The organism is Amycolatopsis rifamycinica (assembly GCF_000695625.1).
Classification (GTDB): Bacteria; Actinomycetota; Actinomycetes; order Mycobacteriales; family Pseudonocardiaceae; genus Amycolatopsis; species Amycolatopsis rifamycinica.
The window spans coordinates 59,966-78,822 of sequence record NZ_JMQI01000030.1 but is presented as its reverse complement, the minus strand read 5'-3'; the positions used below and the strand labels follow the sequence as shown (position 1 = coordinate 78,822).

Annotated in this window: 15 protein-coding genes and 1 pseudogene; 11 read left to right on the top strand and 5 right to left on the bottom strand. The window is 72.9% G+C overall.

The window, feature by feature from the left end:
* Positions 1 to 24: 24 nt before the first annotated feature.
* Positions 25 to 1,425 (bottom strand): protoporphyrinogen oxidase, encoded by a 1,401-nt coding sequence (gene hemG, locus DV20_RS16615; RefSeq protein ID WP_043781148.1) that lies wholly within the window; start codon positions 1,423 to 1,425, stop codon positions 25 to 27.
* Positions 1,422 to 2,492, bottom strand: a complete 1,071-nt coding sequence (gene hemE, locus DV20_RS16610; protein WP_084093517.1) for a uroporphyrinogen decarboxylase — start codon at positions 2,490 to 2,492, stop codon at positions 1,422 to 1,424. The genes hemG and hemE overlap by 4 nt, the downstream gene beginning before the upstream one ends.
* An 88-nt stretch (positions 2,493 to 2,580) precedes the next feature.
* Here hemE and DV20_RS16605 point away from each other — a divergent pair, with 88 nt between their 5' ends.
* The 4 genes and pseudogenes from DV20_RS16605 (at position 2,581) to DV20_RS16590 (ending at position 7,229) form a co-directional block, all read left to right on the top strand.
* Entirely contained in the window at positions 2,581 to 3,144 is a 564-nt protein-coding gene (locus tag DV20_RS16605; protein WP_043781145.1) for a DUF3000 domain-containing protein, read from the top strand.
* A 723-nt stretch (positions 3,145 to 3,867) separates the two neighbouring features.
* Positions 3,868 to 4,607: pseudogene (locus DV20_RS16600) on the top strand (response regulator transcription factor).
* 98 nt (positions 4,608 to 4,705) lie between these two features.
* Complete coding sequence (locus DV20_RS16595) at positions 4,706 to 5,929, top strand: ribonuclease D (RefSeq protein ID WP_043781141.1); 1,224 nt, start codon at positions 4,706 to 4,708, stop codon at positions 5,927 to 5,929.
* Positions 5,930 to 6,050: 121 nt separating this feature from the next.
* Positions 6,051 to 7,229, top strand: coding sequence for a toll/interleukin-1 receptor domain-containing protein (locus DV20_RS16590; RefSeq protein WP_043781139.1), 1,179 nt, complete (start codon positions 6,051 to 6,053; stop codon positions 7,227 to 7,229).
* Here the strand turns inward: DV20_RS16590 and DV20_RS45545 are convergent.
* From DV20_RS45545 to DV20_RS16580, 3 genes are all read right to left on the bottom strand, one after another.
* The gene (locus DV20_RS45545) at positions 7,180 to 7,338 is read right to left on the bottom strand and encodes a tetratricopeptide repeat protein (RefSeq protein ID WP_160169734.1); all 159 of its coding nucleotides are present in this window, start codon (positions 7,336 to 7,338) and stop codon (positions 7,180 to 7,182) included. The two genes, DV20_RS16590 and DV20_RS45545, sit on opposite strands and share 50 nt — an antisense overlap.
* A 14-nt stretch (positions 7,339 to 7,352) precedes the next feature.
* Positions 7,353 to 7,670, bottom strand: a complete 318-nt coding sequence (locus DV20_RS45540; protein ID WP_160169733.1) for a tetratricopeptide repeat protein — start codon at positions 7,668 to 7,670, stop codon at positions 7,353 to 7,355.
* Positions 7,671 to 7,812: 142 nt separating this feature from the next.
* Positions 7,813 to 8,478, bottom strand: a complete 666-nt coding sequence (locus DV20_RS16580) for a TetR/AcrR family transcriptional regulator (protein ID WP_043781134.1) — start codon at positions 8,476 to 8,478, stop codon at positions 7,813 to 7,815.
* 175 nt (positions 8,479 to 8,653) lie between these two features.
* Between DV20_RS16580 and DV20_RS16575 the strand changes: the two genes are divergently transcribed.
* Genes DV20_RS16575 through DV20_RS16545 form a run of 7 tightly spaced genes read left to right on the top strand, consistent with a single transcriptional unit; the run spans position 8,654 to position 18,673 of the window.
* Positions 8,654 to 10,123 carry an amino acid permease gene (locus DV20_RS16575; RefSeq protein ID WP_043781132.1) on the top strand — a complete coding sequence of 490 codons (1,470 nt, stop codon included), beginning with the start codon at positions 8,654 to 8,656 and terminating at the stop codon, positions 10,121 to 10,123.
* 12 nt (positions 10,124 to 10,135) lie between these two features.
* A complete protein-coding gene (locus DV20_RS16570; protein ID WP_043781129.1) occupies positions 10,136 to 10,969 on the top strand; it encodes an urea amidolyase associated protein UAAP1 in 834 nt (277 codons plus the stop codon).
* Positions 10,966 to 11,601 carry an urea amidolyase associated protein UAAP2 gene (locus tag DV20_RS16565; protein WP_043781127.1) on the top strand — a complete coding sequence of 212 codons (636 nt, stop codon included), beginning with the start codon at positions 10,966 to 10,968 and terminating at the stop codon, positions 11,599 to 11,601. The genes DV20_RS16570 and DV20_RS16565 overlap by 4 nt, the downstream gene beginning before the upstream one ends.
* A complete protein-coding gene (uca, locus tag DV20_RS16560) occupies positions 11,598 to 15,131 on the top strand; it encodes an urea carboxylase (protein WP_043781125.1) in 3,534 nt (1,177 codons plus the stop codon). The genes DV20_RS16565 and uca overlap by 4 nt, the downstream gene beginning before the upstream one ends.
* The gene (locus DV20_RS16555; RefSeq protein WP_043781124.1) at positions 15,128 to 16,729 is read left to right on the top strand and encodes an allophanate hydrolase; all 1,602 of its coding nucleotides are present in this window, start codon (positions 15,128 to 15,130) and stop codon (positions 16,727 to 16,729) included. Before uca ends, DV20_RS16555 begins: the two co-directional genes overlap by 4 nt.
* 31 nt (positions 16,730 to 16,760) lie before the next feature.
* Positions 16,761 to 17,984 carry a hypothetical protein gene (locus tag DV20_RS46600; RefSeq protein ID WP_235190858.1) on the top strand — a complete coding sequence of 408 codons (1,224 nt, stop codon included), beginning with the start codon at positions 16,761 to 16,763 and terminating at the stop codon, positions 17,982 to 17,984.
* 59 nt (positions 17,985 to 18,043) lie between these two features.
* Complete coding sequence (locus DV20_RS16545; protein ID WP_043781122.1) at positions 18,044 to 18,673, top strand: DUF998 domain-containing protein; 630 nt, start codon at positions 18,044 to 18,046, stop codon at positions 18,671 to 18,673.
* Positions 18,674 to 18,857: the final 184 nt, after the last annotated feature.

The window sequence follows — 18,857 nt, the reverse complement described above, 5'->3', positions numbered from 1 at the left end:
CCGCCACGGGTCAGGTGAGAGCACTCACGCGGTCAGGTGGGCCGCGATCCGCTGTGCCGCGGCTTCCGCGGTGGCCACGCACGCCGGAAGCCCGACGCCGTGCAGGGTCGCCCCGGCGATCGCCAGGCCCGGGACCGCCGCGACGGCCTTCTCGATCCGCTCCACGCGCTCGAGGTGGCCGGCGCCGTACTGCGGCAGCCCGCCGCCCCACCGCGTCACCAGCGTCTCGACCGGCGCCGCCGTGACGCCGGTCAGCCGGGCGAGGTCGTCGCGGACCACGCGGACCAGCTCGACGTCGTCGGCCCGCAGCGCGCCCGGCTCGCCGAACCGGCCGACCGAGCCGCGGACGAGCACCGGGCCCGAGCCGAGGTGCGCCCACTTCCGCGAAGAGAACGTGAACGCCTTCGACGCGTACGGCACGCCCGAGGCGTCCCGCTCGCCGTGGCCGATCAGGATCCCCGACGCCTCGGGCAGCGCGGTGCCGGGCGGCAGCGCCAGGGCGACCACGGCCATCGACGCCAGCTCGACCTCGCCGAAGGCCGCCGAAGCCGCCGGGACGACGTCGGTCAGCAGGCGGCGGGCCGACGGCGCGGGCACCGCGAGCACCACCGCGTCGGCTTCGAAGGCGTTGTCGGCCGGGGCGTGCGCGGTCGGCGCCGCGCCGACGCGCAGCCGCCAGCCGGCGCCGTGCCGCCCGATCTCGCACACGGGCAGGCCGGTCCGCAGTTCGGCGCCGGACGCCGTGGTGAGCCGGTCGATCACCGTGCCGAGGCCACCCGGGACGGTGCCGAACACCGGCGCCGTCGACGGGTTCGCCGGCAGCTGGGCCGCGGCCGCCGCGGTCAGCGAGCCCGCCCCCGCCGCCAGCGCGGCGGCCAGTCCGGGCATGGTCGCGCGCAGGCCGAGGCCGTCGGCGCCGCCCGCGTAGACGCCGCCGAGCAGCGGGTCGACCAGCCGGTCCACCAGTTCGTCGCCGAAGCGCTCGCGCAGCAGCGGCCCCAGCGGCACGTCCCCGCCGGGCAGCCGCAGCTCGGGCAGCGACGGTTCGGCCTCGACGGCCTTCCGCCCTGCCTCGGAGAGCACCCCGGCCACGGACTCCGCCGACGCGGGCACGCCCATGACCGTGCCGGGCGGCAGCCCGGTGACGGCGCCGCCCGCGTGGATCTTCGCGCGGGCCTTCGTGGGGTGCATGACGTCGAGCCCGAGTTCGCGGACCAGCGCCAGCATCTCGGGGCGGCGGACGAGGAACGCCTCGGCGCCGACGTCGTAGGGCACCCCGGCGAGCTCGGCGGTGCGCAGCTTGCCGCCCGGCGTCGTCGTCTTCTCGAAGACCGTGATCCCGGCCTCGGGACCGAGCAGCCGGCGCAGCCGGTACGCCGCGGTCAGCCCGGAAACGCCGCCTCCGACGACCGCGACGCGCTTCACAGGTCGTGCACCAGCTCGACCACGCGGGTCAGCACGTCGGGGTCGACCCCCGGCAGCACGCCGTGGCCCAGGTTGAAGATGTGGCCGTCAGCCGCCTTGCCCTCGGCGACGATCCGCCGGACCTCGGTCTCGAGCACCGGCCAGGACGCGTGCAGCAGCGCCGGGTCGAGGTTGCCCTGCACGACGGCGTGGCCGCCCAGCCGCCGCACGGCCTCGTCCAGGGGGATCCGCCAGTCGACGCCGACGACGTCGGCGCCCGCGTCGCGCATCGCGGCCAGGAGCTCGCCGGTGCCGACGCCGAAGTGGATGCGCGGTACGCCGTACTCCGCGACACCCGCGAGCACCTTCGCCGAGTGCGGCAGGACGAACTCGCGGTAGTCCCGCTCGGACAGCGCCCCGGCCCAGGAGTCGAACAGCTGGACCGCGTCGACGCCGGCGTCGAGCTGCGCGCGCAGGAAGGTCAGTGCGACGTCGGCCAGCCGCCCGGCCAGGTCGTGCCACAGCGCCGGCTCGGAGTGCATCAGCGCCTTGGTGTGCTCGTGGTTGCGGCTCGGGCCGCCCTCGATGAGGTAGCTGGCCAGCGTGAACGGCGCACCCGCGAACCCGATCAGCGGCGTCTGGCCGAGCCGCTCGACCAGCAGCCGGACGCCGTCGGCGACCTTCGAGACCTGCTCCGGCTCGAGCTCCGGCAGCGCCTTCACGGCGGCGAGGTCGCGCACCGGCGCGGCGGCCACCGGGCCGGTGCCGGGCACGATGTCGATGTCGACGCCGGCGGCCTTGAGCGGGACCACGATGTCGCTGAAGAGGATCGCCGCGTCGACGCCGTGGCGGCGGACCGGCTGCAGCGTGATCTCGGCGAGCATCTCCGGGTCGAAACAGGCGTCGAGCATCGGGACGCCCTCGCGCAGCGCGCGGTACTCGGGCAGCGAGCGGCCGGCCTGGCGCATGAACCAGACGGGCGTGCGGGCCGGGCGTTCGCCGCGCGCGGCGGCCAGCAACGGGGCTTCGGGCAGCTCGCGGCGGGCGGCCGGGGCGGCCGGGCGCGGCAGGGGCGTGGTCGGAGACATCGCCGTCAATCGTGCCACGAGCCCGGGCAGGCCGTTCCCTCGGCGCGCCTGCGCCCGCAACCGGGCGTGCCCGCCCTAAAGTCGGTGGGTGACCGCGATGACGCCAGTGCCCGAACTCTTCCGCGAAGCAGTCGCGGCGCTGCAGTCCGTCCGGCCCCGCCGGGAGGTGCTGCTGGAGCCGATGCGCCCCCCGCAGCGGCTCGCGCCGTGGTCGTACGCGGTCAGCTGCGAAGTGGCCGGACCCGCCGATGTGCTCGCCTCGGGGCGGCTGGTCCTGCTGCACGACCCGGACGGCCAGGACGGCTGGGACGGCGTGCTGCGCCTCGTCTTGTACGTGCGCGCGGAGCTGGACCGGGAACTGGCGACCGACCCGTTCCTGCCGGCGGTCGGCTGGTCGTGGCTGACCGACGCCCTGGAGGTGTCCGGGGCGAGCTGGAAGGCCCTCGGCGGCACGGTGACCGAGACGTCGTCGGCCCGCTTCGGCGACATCTCCGGCCCCGCCCGGACCGACGACCTGGAACTGCGGGCGTCGTGGACGCCGTCGGACGCCGATCTGCTGCCGCACGGGCAGGCCTTCTGCCAGGTGATGGCGAGCGTCGTCGGCCTGCCGCCGGTCGGCGTGACCCTCTTCGGGCAGCGTCAAGGCTCCTGACCCGGGCCGTCCGGGCGATCTTCGGCAACGAATCGGTCACGGCCGGTCGACGCGGGCCCGCCCGGCGCCGCCCGCCTGTACGAATGTGAGCAAAATTCACATCCCCTGAACGCCGTTCACCCCGGCCGCGGGCCCTGAGTGGCCGCCTGACGGCCGAACGGGACCGGATGACCATGAAACAACCCCCGGCGCCCCGCCGGTCCCTGAGGCCGTTTCACGTCTCCTCGATCGTGACTCCGAGCGGTCACGCAACGCGACATGATCGCAACGCCGGCCGGGCGCCGCCGGCGGGCCGCGCCGGACACGCACGGTCACGGATCGCGGCCTCGGCAGGCAAGGGGGGCGCCACACGCGCGAGTCGATCAAGCCCCGGCCGAAGCCACATTCCGAGGCTTGGGGGAGCCCATCCGGCCCCTCGCCACTAGGCGCACCGGAAGCTGCACGGCTCATCTGCACGGCCATTTGGCCGCCGGTAACTCCTTAGCATCGTGTTCACTGGGCTATCCGTTAGCAACCGGCCGTGTACTAGCCCGATCGTGTTACTACGAACCCACTGAGTGACTGTTCGTTTGAGATAGATACCCATTCGATCCCCCCGCAACGGCCTCAGGACGGCTACAGTGCCTTCGACGACACCACTTTCGGTCTAAAGCTGGCGCGGCTGAACGGCCGAAGGTCCCGGTGCCGGTCGGGGGGCACGACCGACTCCAGGGAGGTAGTGACGTGGCTACCGTCGGCTTATCTCAGGCCGTCCGATCCACGCCAGCCGGTGCATTGCCGGCGAGCATGGTTCCGCACCCGCGGGAAGAGCTTTTTTCCGTGTTGGTGGTCGATGACCACCCGTGTTGGTGGTCGATGACCACCCGCTGTTGAGGGAGGCAATCGCAGCAAGACTCGCACAGATGGGTGCGGGTACCGTCCACGAAGCCGCCACGGTGGCCGAGGCGAGGGCGCGAGCACAGGCCACCGGGCCTTGTGACCTGGCGATCCTCGATCTCGGACTGCCGGACGGCAGCGGCATCGAGCTGGTCACGGAACTCCGTAGCCACGGCTGGCCGCGCGTGGTGGTCCTCGCATCCTCGGACGACCCGTACGCGGTCCGCTCGGCCTTCCAGGCCGGGGCCCAGGCGTACCTGCTGAAGTCCGCGTCGCCGGTCGTGGTGACCGACGGCGTGCGGCGTGTGCTCGAGGGCGGCGTCTACGCCGACCCGAGCGTGGCTCCGGTGCTGGCCACCGGAACCCGCGTCGCCGGCACCGACAACACCCCGCGCGAGCTGTCCGCTCGTGAGGTCGAGGTGCTGCAGCTGGTCGCCGACGGGCAGTCCAACAAGGAGATCGGCGAGGAGCTTTCGCTCTCCGCCCTCACCGTCAAGTCCCACCTGTCCCGGATCGGGCGCAAGCTCGGCACGGGCGACCGGGCCCAGATGGTGGCGCTGGCCATGCGAGCCGGCGTGATCCGCTGACGCAAGCAAACAGCCCTGCGGGGCGGGCAGACCAGGCGCGGTATGCCCGTCCCGTAGGGTCGTCAACCATGGGAAGTGCAGAGGCCGAGGACACCGGGATGGAGATCGACTCCACGGGCGGCCCTGTGCTGCTACGCGAACCCGCCGAGGGCACGCCCCCGGTGATCACCGAACCCGCCGCGCTGGCCGAGGCCTGCGCGAAGCTCGCCGCGGGCAGCGGCGCGGTCGCCGTCGACACCGAACGCGCGTCCGGCTACCGCTACTGGCCCAAGGCCTACCTCGTGCAGCTGCGCCGCGAGGGTTCCGGCACGGTGCTGATCGACCCGATCGCGCTGGCCGACGACCTCGCCCCGCTGCGCGAAGTCCTGAACAACCTGGAGTGGGTGCTGCACGCGGCCTCCCAGGACCTCCCCTGTCTCGCCGAGCTGGGCCTGCACCCGGCGGCGCTGTTCGACACCGAGCTGGCCGGACGGCTGGCGGGCTACGAACGCGTCGCGCTGGGCACGCTGGTCGAGCTGCTGCTGGGGTACACCCTCGAGAAGGGCCACAGCGCGGCCGACTGGTCGAAGCGGCCACTGCCGGTCGACTGGCTGAACTACGCCGCTCTCGACGTCGAGCTGCTCGTCCAGCTGCGCGAAAAGCTGGAAGCGGAGCTGGGCGCCCAGGGCAAGCTGGAGTGGGCGCGCCAGGAGTTCGAGAACGTGCGGACGGCCCCGCCGCCGCCCCCGCGCGCCGAGCCGTGGCGCCGGACGTCCGGCGTCCACAAGATCCGCAGTCCCCGCGGCCTCGCGGCGGTCCGCGAGCTGTGGCAGGCCCGCGACGAGCTGGCCCGCAAACGCGACCGCGCGCCGAGCCGCATCCTCCCGGACAGCGCGATCATCAACGCCGTGACGGCCGACCCGAAGACGGTCGAGGAGCTGCAGGCGCTGCCGGTGTTCAGCGGCCGCGTCCAGCGCAAGTACACGGCGAGCTGGCTGCGCCACCTGCAGGCGGCCCGCGCGCTGCCGGCCTCGGAGCTGCCGTCCCCGTCCCAGCCGACGGACGGCCCGCCCCCGGTGAACCGCTGGGCGGACAAGGACCCGGACGCGGCGGCCCGCTTGTCGGCGGCCCGCGCGGCCCTGACGGCGATCGCGGAGGACCGCCGGCTCCCGGTGGAGAACCTGCTGCTGCCGGATCTGGTCCGCCGCACCTGCTGGCGCCCGCCGGCCGAGACGGACGAGGACACGGTGGCGGAAGTCCTGCGCGCGGGCGGCGCCCGACCCTGGCAGGTCGAGCTGACCGCGGCGGCGCTGAGCAAGGCGTTGCAGACCACGGCTTCCTGACGGACCCGGGCACCGCCTTCCCGAACGGACAGATCCGGGACAGTTCACGGAACCGTCCGGTCCCGGTCATCGGCTGCCCCTAGGCTGCGCCGGAAACGCCGCGTCGCCCGAAGGTCTCCCGATGCCCGATTTCATGTCCGAGCAGCCCGCCGTGCAATGCTTTCTCAGCTTCACCCACGAAGATGACAGTTTCCTGAATTTCGTCACACCGCTCAAGAATTCGCTGGAAAAGTTCTGCGCGTCCGCGCACGGGCGCAAGATCGAAGTGTTCGTCGACCGCGAGAGCATCGGCTGGGGCGAGGACTGGCGGACGAAGATCCAGGACGGGCTGAACGCCGCGATGGTGTTCATCCCGGTCATTTCGATGAACTACTTCTACGAAAGCGGTGCCTGCCGGGAAGAGCTGAGCGCCTTCTACGCCAAGGCGAACGAACTCGGCCTCACCCAGCTGATCCTGCCGCTGCTCGTGCTGGGGCACGAGCTCGTCACCGGCCAGAGCGACGACGCCAACATCCGGATCATCGAGAAACTCCAATACGTCGACATCAAGGACGCGGTGCTGGCCGGGGCCGGCACGCCGGAATGGCGACGCACGATGGACGTGGTGGCGGACAAGCTGATCAAGGCGATCCGCTCGGCGGAGGCGGCGCTCGAGAAGTGCAAGAAGGGAGATCGGCTCGCCCCGGCGAAAGACGGCCCGGGACTGCAGGAATACAAGGAAAACCTGACGAAGATCGGCGAACTGCTGGAGCGGCAGTTCGACGCGATCAGCCACTCGCTGGACGAACTGGCGGAGGAAATGCGCCAGCTGACCGGCGACGTCGCCGGGCTGCGCCCCGAAGCGATCAAGGCGCGGGTGGTGCGCGCGGCCGACACGATCAAGCCGATGGCGGTCAACATCCAGCAGGTCGGCACCGCGTTCGAAACCACGGTCGCGGAAACCGATTCGACGATCCGCTCCTACATGCGCCTGATGGACTCGCACATGACGCCGGACCTGGTGGACCGCGCGCGCCGCGAATACGACGAATTCGTCGAAATGCTGGCCGGGCTGATGGACCTCGAAGCCAGGATCACGGAATTCCTGACGCAGATCCGCCCCCTGGAAGCCATCAACGCGCCCTTGCGCGCGGCGATCCGCCCGGTGCGAGTCGGCGCCCAGTCGATGCAGCTGGGCATGCGCACGATGCGCGAGCTGTCCCGGATCATCAGCAACCTGCTGGACGGCCGGGAGGGCCGCGTCCCGGAAGTCAGCCGTCCGCGGCCGCCCGGGCTTCGGTCAGTGCCGCGGCCGACTTGACCGTCCCCGCATGCTCCGGGCCCAGCACGGCCTCGTAGCCCTCCACCGCGAACTCGTACGCCGCCACCGCCTCCGCCCACTCACCGCGCCGGAAGTGGACGCGGGCCACCGTGGCCAGTGCGGTCAGCAGGTCCGGGTGCCCCGGCGGCAGCGGTGCCGCGGTGGGACCGCGCGCAACGTCTGCTCGGCTTCGTCGAACCTCGCCGGCTTCACCTGGGCGCGGGCGATGTCGACCGTGAACTCCGGGCCGCCCAGCGCCCGGAAGGCGTCGATCGCCTGGGCATACCGGCCCGCGTCGAACAGCGCCGTCGCGATCGCGTACCCGCAGTGCACCACCGCATCGTGGTCCGGTCCGCGCACGTACGCGTACGCCGCGCGGACCGACGAAAACAGCTCCCGTGCTTCGTCCACCCGGCCGGTCCGCGACCAGCGCGCAGCCACGCCTCCGCTCCCGGGCCGCGCAACTCCGCGAGCCGCTTCGCGATCCCGGCCCGCAGCTCGAGCGCTTTCAGGTCGTCCTGGCGGCGACGGCGGTGCAGCTTCGCGCTCAGCCAGGCGATTTCGCCGCGGAGCCGCTCGACGCTCACTCCGCGAGTCTGGCCAGCAACTCGTGTGCCTCGGCGCGCAGGGCATCCGACGGCTCGCCCGTGCCCAGCAGCCGGACCACGCCGTCGGCCCCCTCCCGCACATGCGCTTCGACGTCCAGGGAAGGGTCGTCGCGGCGGATCACCGCGATGCTCTCCACCAGCCCGAAGACCAGATCCGTCCGGATCCCGGCCGCCGCGGGTGGCACGCCCGCGGCCGCCACCAAGCGGCCGTAAGCCGCCTTCAGTTCGGCTCGCTCGGTGCGGAACCGGGCCAGGTTGGGCGAGCTGACCTCCGGGAGCAGGTACAACGCGCCGAGGTTGTGCCGGGCCCCGCCCAGCAGGCCGATGTCCGCGTACGCCAGCGCCCACAGCCGGACCGCGGCCGGGGCCTCGCCGGCCACGAGCCGGGCCGCCAGGGCCAGTGACGGGCGGACCGTCTCCGCCAGCAGCGCCGCGAGGATGTCTTCCTTCGCCGGGAAGTGGTAGTAGAGCGACGCCTGGCGCAGGCCGGCTCGTTCGGCGATCGCCCGGGTCGTGGTGGCCGCGTAGCCCGCCCCGGTGAACAGCTCGCCCGCCGCGTCGAGCACCGCTTGGCGCGCGTCCGGGCGGCTCGCCGCCGCTCCGCTCGCCCTCGGCCTGCCGACCCCCGACCCGTTGCCCACGGACGTGATCTTGCCAGGTCTCCGGCCCCGGCACGCGCACGGACGCGCGGTTACGCCCGGGTGTCGTCATTGACGCCGGGTCGATTCCCCCGTTAACGCACCCCTAACACGGCGGAGATCATCGCGTCGCCGCGGAAACCTAATTTCTGTCAAGCGACCGAAACAAGGAGCCCGCATGACGCCACCCGACGAACTCGCCGCCTTCGGCTACCGCCAGGAACTCCGCCGGTCGCTGGGCGGGTTCTCCGCCTTCGCCGCCGGCTTCTCCTTCGTCTCCATCCTCACCACCGTTTTCCAGCTCTTCGGGTTCGGCTACACCTTCGGCGGCCCGCTCTTCTTCTGGACCTGGCCGGTCGTCCTGGCCGGCCAGCTGCTGGTGGCCCTCAACTTCGCCGAGCTCGCGGCGCGCTACCCGCTGGCCGGCTCGGTGTACCAGTGGGCGAAACAGCTGACCCGGGGCTTTCTCGGCTGGCTCGCCGGCTGGATGATGCTGCTCGGCTGCGTCGTCGCCCTGGCCGCGGCCGCGATCGCGCTGCAGGTCGTGCTGCCGTCGGTGTGGGACGGCTTCCAGGTCGTCGGCGGCGACCCGTCGGTGACGTCGCCCTCCGGCGCGGCCAACGCCGTGCTGCTCGGCACCGTGCTGCTCGTCTTCACCACCGCCGTCAACGCCGGCGGGGTCCGGCTGATGGCGCGGATCAACGACGTCGGCGTCGCGGCCGAACTGCTCGGCGTCGTCGTCCTCATCACCGGGCTGGCCCTGTTCGCCGTCCGCGGTCCGCAGGTCGTGCTGCACGACGCGCCCGGCACCAGCGCCGGGATCGGCGGCGTGCTCGCGTCGGCGCTCATGGCGGCGTACGTCCTCTACGGCTTCGACACCGCCGCCTCGGTCGCGGAGGAGACGAAGGACGCGCGCCGGACGGCTCCGCGGGCGGTGCTGCGTGCCGTGCTCGTCTCCGGGATCGGCGGCCTCGCGGTGGTCGTCACCGCCCTGATGGCCGCACCGAGCCTCACCGACGGGCAGCTCGCCGGCCGGGGCCTGCCGTACGTGATCACCGCCGTCTTCGGCGACACGCTCGGCCGGGTCTTCCTCGCCGACGTCGCGGTCGCCGTCGTCGTCTGCACGCTCACCATCCAGACCGGGACGATCCGGCTGATCTACGCCATGGCCCGCGACGGCGCCCTGCCCGCGTCCGCCCGCCTCGCCGGGGTGAGCCCGCGCACCGGGACGCCGGTCGCGCCCGCGCTGCTGTCCGGTGCGCTGGCCATCGGGCTGCTGCTGCTCAACGTCGGCAACCCGACGCTGTTCAGCACGATCACCGGGACGTCGGTGGTCGTCGTCTACCTGGCGTACCTGCTGGTCACCGGCCCGCTGCTGGTCAACCGGCTGCGCGGGGACTTCCCGCCGGAGCCGGGCCGGTTCTCCCTCGGGCGCTGGGGTGTTGCGCTGAACGGCGCAGCGGTTCTGTACGGAATCGGCATGATCGTGAACATCGCCTGGCCGCGTGCGGAGATCTACGACCTCGCGGGTTCGGGCTCCCCCTGGATGCTCTTGTTCCCGATAGAGTTCGTCGGCGGCGCACTGGTGATCGGCTGGCTCTGCTGGCTGCGGCTGCGCCCCGCTCCCGCCCTCGAACCCGCGACCTGAGAGAGGACGACCATGAGCACCACCGCGACGACCCACGGAGCGCGCGACCACGCCCGCGCCCAGGCCGGCACCGTGGTCGACACGATGCCGTCGATCCCGGCGAGCACCTGGCCCGCTCCGCCGGCCGGCGTCGCCCCCGAGGCGCTGACCTGGGCCGAAACCGTGGCCGGCGGCGGGTACACGCACAAGGTGCTGGCCCGGGGCACGCGGCTGCGGCTGACCGACGTCGACGGCGACGCCTGCGCGCACCTGCTGCTGTTCAACGCCGAGGCGCCGTGGGAGCGGCTGAACGTCGCCGACACGGTCAAGGTGCAGTGGAACGCCTACCTCGGGCCGTCGGTGGCGCTGCTGTCGGACCAGGCGCGGGTGCTGGCCACGATCGTCGCGGACTCCAGCGGCCACCACGACGCACTGTGCGGGACGTCCACTGTGGACGGAAACGCGGAGCGGTACGGCGACGGCTCCCCGCAGGGCCCCTCCCCCGCCGGGACGGGCCTGTTCACCCTCGCCGCGGCGAAGAACGGCCTGGAGCCGCGGGACCTGCCGCCGAGCCTGTCGTTCTTCCAGGGCGTGCGGGTCCAGCCGGAGGGCGAGCTGGAATTCACCGGCTCCGCGGGCGCGGGCCAGGCCGTCGACCTCCGGATCGAGATCCCCTCGATCGTCCTGATCGCCAACGTCGCCCACCCCGTCGACCCGCGCCCGGACTACACCGTGTCCAACCTGGAAGTCCTCGCCTGGCGCGACCGGCCATCCACTCCGGACAGTCCGGAGTGGACGCACACGCCGGAGGCGCAGCGCGCGTTCGAGAACACCGCCGACTACCTGACCGCACGGGGGATCGCATGAGCACGGCCTACGAGTCCCAGCTGGAAGTGAGCGTCGACGTGCCCGCGCGGGCGCCGTATTCGACGGTGCTGCAGCAGGGCCAGGAGCTGGCGATCATCGACCTCGGCGGCAACCAGGCCGTCGACTTCCTCTGCTACGACGCGAACGACACGTCGAAGCGCTACAGCGCGGCCGCGACGATCGCCGCGCAGGGCAACATCTTCCTCACCACCGGCAGCGTCCTGCGCACCCAGGAAGGCGCTCCGCTGCTGACCGTCGTCGCCGACACCTGCGGCCGCCACGACACCATCGGCGGGGCGTGCAGCAAGGAGTCCAACAGCCTCCGCTACGGCCAGCACACCCGCCACCAGCACGCCTGCGTGGAGAACTTCCTCATCGAGGGCGCCAAGTGGGGCCTGGGCAAGCGCGACCTGGTCAGCAACGTCAACTGGTACATGAACGTGCCGGTCGAGGAAGACGGCACGCTCGGCATCGTCGACGGCATCTCCGCGCCGGGCCTCGAGGTCCGGCTGCGCGCGGAGACCGACGTGCTGGTGCTCGTCTCGAACTGCCCGCAGATCAACAACCCGTGCAACGGCTTCGACCCGACGCCGGTGCGGATGGTCGTCATCTCCCCGGGAGTCGGCGCGTGAGGCTGCTCGTCGCCAACCGCGGCGAGATCGCGGTCCGGATCTTGCGCAGCGCGAAGGAACTGGGCCTCGAAACCGTCGCGGTGTACTCCGACGCCGACCGCCTGGCCCCGCACGTGCGGCTCGCCGACCGGGCCGTGCGGCTCGGCCCGGCGCCCGCGGCGGAGAGCTACCTGCGGTCCGGCGCGATCATCGAGGCCGCTCTCGACACCAGTTGCGACGCCGTCCACCCCGGCTACGGCTTCCTGTCGGAGGACGCGGCGTTCGCGCGGGCCTGCGAGGACGTCGGGATCGCGTTCGCCGGGCCCGCCCCCGAGCACCTGGAGGTGTTCGGCAGCAAGCACACCGCCCGCGAGGCGGCGATCGCCGCGGGGGTGCCGCTGCTGGCCGGCACCGGTCTGCTGTCCGATGTGGACGAAGCACTCGCGCGTGCGGCGGAAATCGGCTACCCGGTGATGCTCAAGGCGACCGGCGGCGGGGGCGGGATCGGGATGCGCGCCTGCGCGTCGCCCGGCGAGCTGCGCGCCGCCTGGGACACCGTGCGCAGCGTCGCGGCCAAGAGCTTCGCCAGCTCCGGCGTCTTCCTCGAACGCCTGGTGACCCACGCGCGGCACGTCGAGGTCCAGGTGTTCGGCGACGGCTTCGGCGAGGTCATGGCCCTGGGCACGCGTGACTGCTCGCTGCAGCGGCGCAACCAGAAGGTCGTGGAGGAGTGCCCGGCGCCGGATCTGCCCGACGCCGTCCGCAAGCAGCTCGTCGGCTCGGCCGTCGCGCTGTGCTCGTCGGTGCGGTACCGCTCCGCGGGCACGGTCGAGTACGTCTACGACCCCGAACGCGGTGAAGCGGCGTTCCTCGAGGTCAACACCCGGTTGCAGGTCGAGCACCCGGTCACCGAGGCGGTCTACGGCGTCGACCTGGTCGCCTGGATGCTGCGGCTCGCCCAGGGCGACCGCGGGATGTTCCGCGCGGTCCCGGTCGCGCGCGGGCACGCCGTCGAAGCGCGCGTGTACGCCGAGGACCCGGGTGCCGGCCACCGGCCGAGCGCGGGCCTCGTCACCCGGGTCGCGCTGCCCACCGGCACCCGCGTCGACACGTGGGTCGAGCCGGGCACGACCGTCACCACGCACTACGACCCGTTGCTGGCCAAGGTGATCTGCACCGGCACCGACCGCGCCGAAGCGCTGGCGAACCTGCGGGAAGCGCTCGCCGCGACCCGCTTCGACGGCGTGCAGACCAACCTGGGACAGCTGCGGGCGGCGGCCGCCGACGCGGCCTTCGGCACCGCCACCCACGACACGTCCACCCTGGACGACGTCACGGACGCGGACCCGCGGATCGACGTCCTGCGCGGCGGGACGATGACGACCGTGCAGGACTGGCCGGGCCGGACCGGGTTCTGGGCCGTCGGCGTGCCGCCGAGCGGGCCGATGGACGACCGTTCGCTGCGGCTGGGCAACCTCGCGCTCGGCAACCCGGAAGGCGCGCCGGGCCTGGAGTGCACTGTGGACGGTGTCGCCCTGCGCTTCTCGCACACCACTGAGGTGTGCGTGACCGGGGCACCGGCGACCGTGCTGGTCGACGGCACCGAGGCTCCCCTGTGGACACCGGTCGAGGTCCCCGCGGGGGCGGCACTGGAGGTCCGGGCGTGCACGGCCGGGCTGCGCAGCTACGTCCTCGTGCGCGGCGGCGTCGACGTGCCGGAGTTCCTCGGCAGCGCGGCGACGTTCACACTGGGGAAGTTCGGCGGGCACGGCGGCCGCGCACTGGCCGCCGGGGACGTCCTGCGGCCCGGACCGGCTCCCGCGGACCCGGTCGTCGGGCCGGTTCCGGCCGCCGACCGGCCGGAGTTCGCTCCGCGGTGGACGATCGGCGCTCTGGAAGGCCCGCACGCGGCGCCGGAGTTCTTCACCCCGGAGGACGTCGACACGTTCTACGCCACGGACTGGCAGGTGCACTTCAACTCGGCGCGCACCGGCGTCCGGCTCGTCGGGCCGCGGCCGCGGTGGGCGCGGCCGGACGGCGGCGAGGCCGGCCTGCACCCGTCGAACATCCACGACACGCCGTACGCGATCGGTGCCGTCGACTACACCGGCGACCTGCCGATCCTGCTCGGCCCGGACGGCCCCAGCCTGGGCGGGTTCGTCTGCCCGGCCACGGTCGCGACCGGCGAGCGGTGGAAGCTCGGGCAGCTGCGACCGGGCGACACCGTGCGGTTCGTGCCGATCGGCACCGACCACGCGGCGGACCTGCGGACGCGGCCCGCGTCGGTGGTCGAGCCGAGCCGGGCCGCCCGCGACGACGGGGGCGTGCTCGCGCGACTGTCCTCATCGGATGACGAGCCGTCGGTCACCTACCGCCGCAGCGGCGACGACAACCTGCTCGTCGAGTACGGCGAGATGAAGCTCGACCTCGCCCTGCGGATGCGGGTGCACGCGCTGGCCGAGCGGCTGGCGGCCGAGGGCGTGCCGGGGATCGTGGACCTGACGCCGGGCATCCGGTCGCTGCAGGTGCACGTCGACCCGGACGCGCTGCCGGTCGGCAAGGCGCTCGGGCTGGTGCGCGAGCTGGAGCGCGACCTGCCGCCGACGCACGACCTGGTGGTGCCGAGCCGCCGCGTCCGGCTGCCGCTGTCGTGGGACGACCCGGCCACCCGCGAGGCGATCGAGCGGTACATGACCGGCGTCCGCGACGACGCGCCTTGGTGCCCGTGGAACATCGAGTTCATCCGCCGGGTGAACGGCCTGTCCAGTGTGGACGACGTGTACCGGACGGTGTTCGACGCCGAGTACCTGGTGCTCGGCCTCGGCGACGTCTACCTCGGCGCGCCGGTCGCCACGCCGCTGGACCCGCGCCACCGCCTGGTGACGACGAAGTACAACCCGGCCCGGACGTGGACGGCGGAAAACTCCGTCGGCATCGGCGGCGCCTACCTGTGCGTCTACGGCATGGAGGGCCCGGGCGGCTACCAGTTCGTCGGGCGCACGGTCCAGGTGTGGAACAGCTGGCACGGCGGGGCCCGGCCGTGGAACCTCCGGTTCTTCGACCGGATCTCCTGGTACCCCGTGTCGGCCGAGGAGCTGCTGGACCTGCGGGCGCGGAGCGCGTCCGGGCAGCTGGACCTCGACACCACCGAAGGCACCTTCGCGCTCGCCGACTACCAGAAGTTCCTCACGGACAACGCCGAGAGCATCGCCGGGTTCCGGGCGACGCAGGCGGCGGCGTTCGAGGCGGAGCGGCGGGCGTGGGCCGCCGCGGGCGAGTTCGACCCGAAGCCCGAGCCGGTCACCCGGCCGCCGGCGCGGGTCGAGGCGCCGCCGGGCGGGCACGTCGTGGAGGCGCCGTTCGCGGCGACCGTGTGGCGGGTCGACGTCACCGCGGGCGAACGCGTCGAGAACGCGCAGTCGCTGGTGACGCTGGAAGCGATGAAGACGGAGGCGCGGATCCCCGCGCCGGCGAACGGTGAGGTGGTCGACGTGCTCGTGTCCCCCGGTGACCAGGTGGCCCCCGGCACGCCCCTGGTGGTACTGGCGTGAGCGCGGTGGAACGGGTCCGGGCCGCGTACCGGCGGATCGAGCGGGTGGACCGGCCGGAGATCTGGATCGACCTCCGGCCGGAAGCCGACGTCGTGGCCGAGGCGGCGGCGCTGGAGGAACACGGGCTGCCGCTGTACGGGAAGCTCGTGGCGGTCAAGGGCAACATCGACGTGGCGGGCCTGCCGACGACGGCGGGCTGCCCCGACTACGCGTACAAGCCGGAGGCCGACGCGCCGGTGGTGGCGCGGCTGCGGGCGGCCGGAGCGCTGGTGCTCGGCACGACCAACCTGGACCAGTTCGCGACGGGCCTGGTCGGGACGCGCAGCCCCTATGGCGCGGTGCGGAACGCCGTGGACCCGGTCTACGTCTCCGGCGGATCCAGCTCGGGGTCGGCCGTGGCGGTCGCTCTCGGAATCGTGGACCTGGCTCTCGGCACCGACACCGCAGGCTCCGGCCGGGTGCCCGCGGCGTTCAACGGGATCGTCGGGCTCAAGCCGACTCCGGGCCTCCTGCCGACGGAGGGCGTGGTGCCCGCCTGCGCGAGCATCGACTGCGTGTCGCTGTTCGCGCGGACGGTCGAGGAAGCGGCGTTCGCGCTGACGTGCCTGGCCGAGCCCGCGCAGGTCCAGACGGGACGGTTCCGGCTCGGCGTCCCGTCCCCCGACCAGCTGGGCCCGCTGGCTCCCGGCTGGGCCGAGGCGTTCGAGACGACCGTCGCGGAGTACGCGGCGGCGGGCGCCGAAGTGACCACTGTGGACATCGCGGCGTTCCTGGAGGCGGCGCAGCTGTTGTACGGTGGCGCGTTCGTCGCCGAGCGGTACACCGCGGTCGGCGAGTTCATCGACGCCCACCCGGACACGGTCGACCCGGTCGTGCGCTCGATCATCGGCCCGGCCCGCGACATCCCCGCGCACCGGCTGTTCGCCGACCAGGCCACCCTGGCGGGCCTGCGCGCGGAAGCACTGGTGGCGCTGGCCGGCGTCGACGCGATCCTGCTCCCGACGACGACCGAGCACCCGACCCTCGCCGAAGTCGCGGCGGACCCGGTGGCGGTCAACGCCCGCCTGGGCCGGTTCACCAACGCGACCAACCTGTTCGGTCTCTCGGCGTTGGCGGTCCCGGCGGGCACGGTGGCCGGGCGGCCGTTCGGCGTGATGTTCCTCGGCGCCCCGCACGACGACCTGAAGCTGGCGGCGCTGGCCGGACTGCGCCGCGAGCGCATCCCGATCGTGGTGGTCGGCGCCCACCTGCGCGGCCAGCCGCTGAACCACGAGCTCACCTCCCGCGGCGGCCGGTTCGTGTCCGCGGTCTCGACGGCGGCTTCGTACCGGCTGTACGCGCTGGACACGGCGCCACCGAAGCCGGGCCTGGTGCGGGTCGCGTCCGGAGGTGTGTCCGTGGCGGCCGAGGTCTGGGAGCTGCCGGCGAAGGGCTTCGGCGAGTTCGTCGCCGGAATCCCCGCTCCCCTGGCGATCGGCAAGCTGGAACTGGCCGACGGCAGGCGGGTACCGGGCTTCCTCTGCGAGCCGGAGGCGACGGAGGGAGCGGAGGACATCTCGGCGAAGGGCGGCTGGCTGGCGCACCTCGGCGCCGGGTAAACCGGTTGCGCGGCGGGGTGACACTGAGGTGGTGAACACCCTGCCCTGCGGCCATCCCGGCCGCGCCGGCAGCTTGCGCCTCTGTCCGCACCTGGCTGTCGAAGAACCGCCCCCGTCCACCCGCCACCTGACCGGCGTGGGCACTCGCTACGACCTCGTCTGTGCCGAGTGCACCCCGGCCGCGCTGGTCGACGTCTGCGAAGCGTGCGCCGATCGGGCCGACCAGCAGAGCTTCCCCTCGGGCTGGCACGGCGAACCCGAAGTCCTGGTGCGGGACCGGGACCTCGGCGGTGCCTGGTCCACCCGCGCCTGCCCGGTCCGCCCGCTGAACGACGACTGCCTGGCACCCATGCCCGGCCACTGGCTCGCCCTCACCGCAGAAGGCTTCGTCCGGATCACCGACGACGACCAATGGCTCGTCGGCCCGGTCGAGCTGCCCGAAGAAACCTACGAAGACATCCGCGACATCCCGGACCGCCCGCGCCGCGGCCTGCACACCTCGCGCGACGGACGCTTCGCCGCGGTCGTCTCCGACTACGGCCAGTTCGCCACCGTCGTCGACCTCGACGACTGGCTCACCGTCCTCGACCTCGACCGGGACTGGATGGACAACGAACTCACCCGGTACCCGCTGGCCTTCCTCGGCGACGGCGAGACAGCCAAGGTCGTCGCGGCCACCGACTGGAACCGGCTCGACGTGTTCGCCCTGCCCGGCGGAGAGCTACTGACCGACCGGGAAACCGCGGCACCGCAGAAGGACGAGCCGGAACCCGAGCACTACCTCGACTACTTCCAGGGCGCGCTCCACCCGAGCCCGTCCGAGCGGTGGCTCGTCACCGACGGCTGGGCCTGGCACCCCGTCGGCATCCCGCTGGCCGTCGACCTCGCCGCCTGGCTGGACGGCGACCGGCACGCGGCCGAACACGCGCGCCACCTCGCCGACCGCGACGACACCTGGGACACCCCGATCGCCTGGCTGGACGACAACACCGTGGCCCTGCAGGACACCGACGGCGTCGAGCTCTACGACGCCGGGACCGGACGCCGCACCGGGATGTTCGCCGGGCCCGCCGGGCGCATGTGGGGCCACGGCGGCTTGCTCTACGTGGCCGCCGAAGCCGGGCTCGAGGTCTGGGACCCGGCCGAGGGGGTCCGCGTCGGGTTCCTCGAAGGCTTCACGCCGATCGCCCACCGCGAGGGCACCTTCGCCGAACTCCGTAACGATCAGCTGAGAACTTGGACAACTCCGCGGTAACGCCCCTCACGGGTGGGCACCTCCAGGCCGATTCACCTGACTGACCCCCGGAGGCGGCCATGACCACGGCGACCAGATCCCCGCAGAACACCCTCGTCCACTCGTACCTGTTCCTCCGGCGCGCCATCGGGCTCATCGGCCTGGCCCTGCCGGTGGTCCTCATCCTCGGCAAGCAGCTCGTCCAGGGCGGCGACGTCGCCGGCTCGCTCAGCAGCTACTACTACACCGACCTGCGGGACGTCCTGGTCGGCTCGATGTGCGCGGCCGGGGTGTTCCTGCTCGCCTACTACGGCCACGACTACGTCGACAACGTCGCCAGCACCGTCGCCGGGCTCGGCGCGATCGGGCTCGCGCTGTTCCCCACCACCCCCGACCACGACGTGACGGCGTGGGACCGGACCACCGGCGTGCTGCATCTCGCCTTCGCGGCCGTGTTCTTCCTCTCCCTCGCCTACTTCTGCCTGCGGTTGTTCCCCCACGACGGCGAACAGCCCGAGAGGTTCGGCGCGCTCTACCGCGTCTGCGGGGGCGTGATCCTCGCCTGCCTGGTGCTCATCGCGTTCTCGAAATACCTCGGGCTCACGCCGGAGCTGCACCCGGCGCTGTGGCTGGAGGCCGTCGCCGTGGAGGCGTTCGGCGTCGCCTGGCTCGTGAAAGGACGGACGCTGGAGCCCAAGAGTGTGCCGTAGCCCACTCGACCGGGCCACACCACTGGTTACCGGTGGGTAACAAGGGCTATCGTGCGGACAGTGACAACCGGGGCTCCGCCCCGGACCGGGGGCTCCGCCACCCGGACCCCCGAAGAACAGCTGTCTACTTCATGGAGCATTCGTGGCCGCACCAGCAACGCCGCTCGCGCCGACCGCGCGAGGC

Bases quoted from the DNA above. Each gene is read 5' to 3' on its own strand.
- hemE (WP_084093517.1), bottom strand. From the start codon at position 2,492: ATGTCTCCGACCACGCCCCTGCCGCGCCCGGCCGCCCCGGCCGCCCGC.
- DV20_RS16595 (WP_043781141.1), top strand. From the start codon at position 4,706: ATGGAGATCGACTCCACGGGCGGCCCTGTGCTGCTACGCGAACCCGCC.
- DV20_RS16590 (WP_043781139.1), top strand. From the start codon at position 6,051: ATGCCCGATTTCATGTCCGAGCAGCCCGCCGTGCAATGCTTTCTCAGC.
- DV20_RS16575 (WP_043781132.1), top strand. From the start codon at position 8,654: ATGACGCCACCCGACGAACTCGCCGCCTTCGGCTACCGCCAGGAACTC.
- DV20_RS16570 (WP_043781129.1), top strand. From the start codon at position 10,136: ATGAGCACCACCGCGACGACCCACGGAGCGCGCGACCACGCCCGCGCC.
- DV20_RS16565 (WP_043781127.1), top strand. From the start codon at position 10,966: ATGAGCACGGCCTACGAGTCCCAGCTGGAAGTGAGCGTCGACGTGCCC.
- DV20_RS16545 (WP_043781122.1), top strand. From the start codon at position 18,044: ATGACCACGGCGACCAGATCCCCGCAGAACACCCTCGTCCACTCGTAC.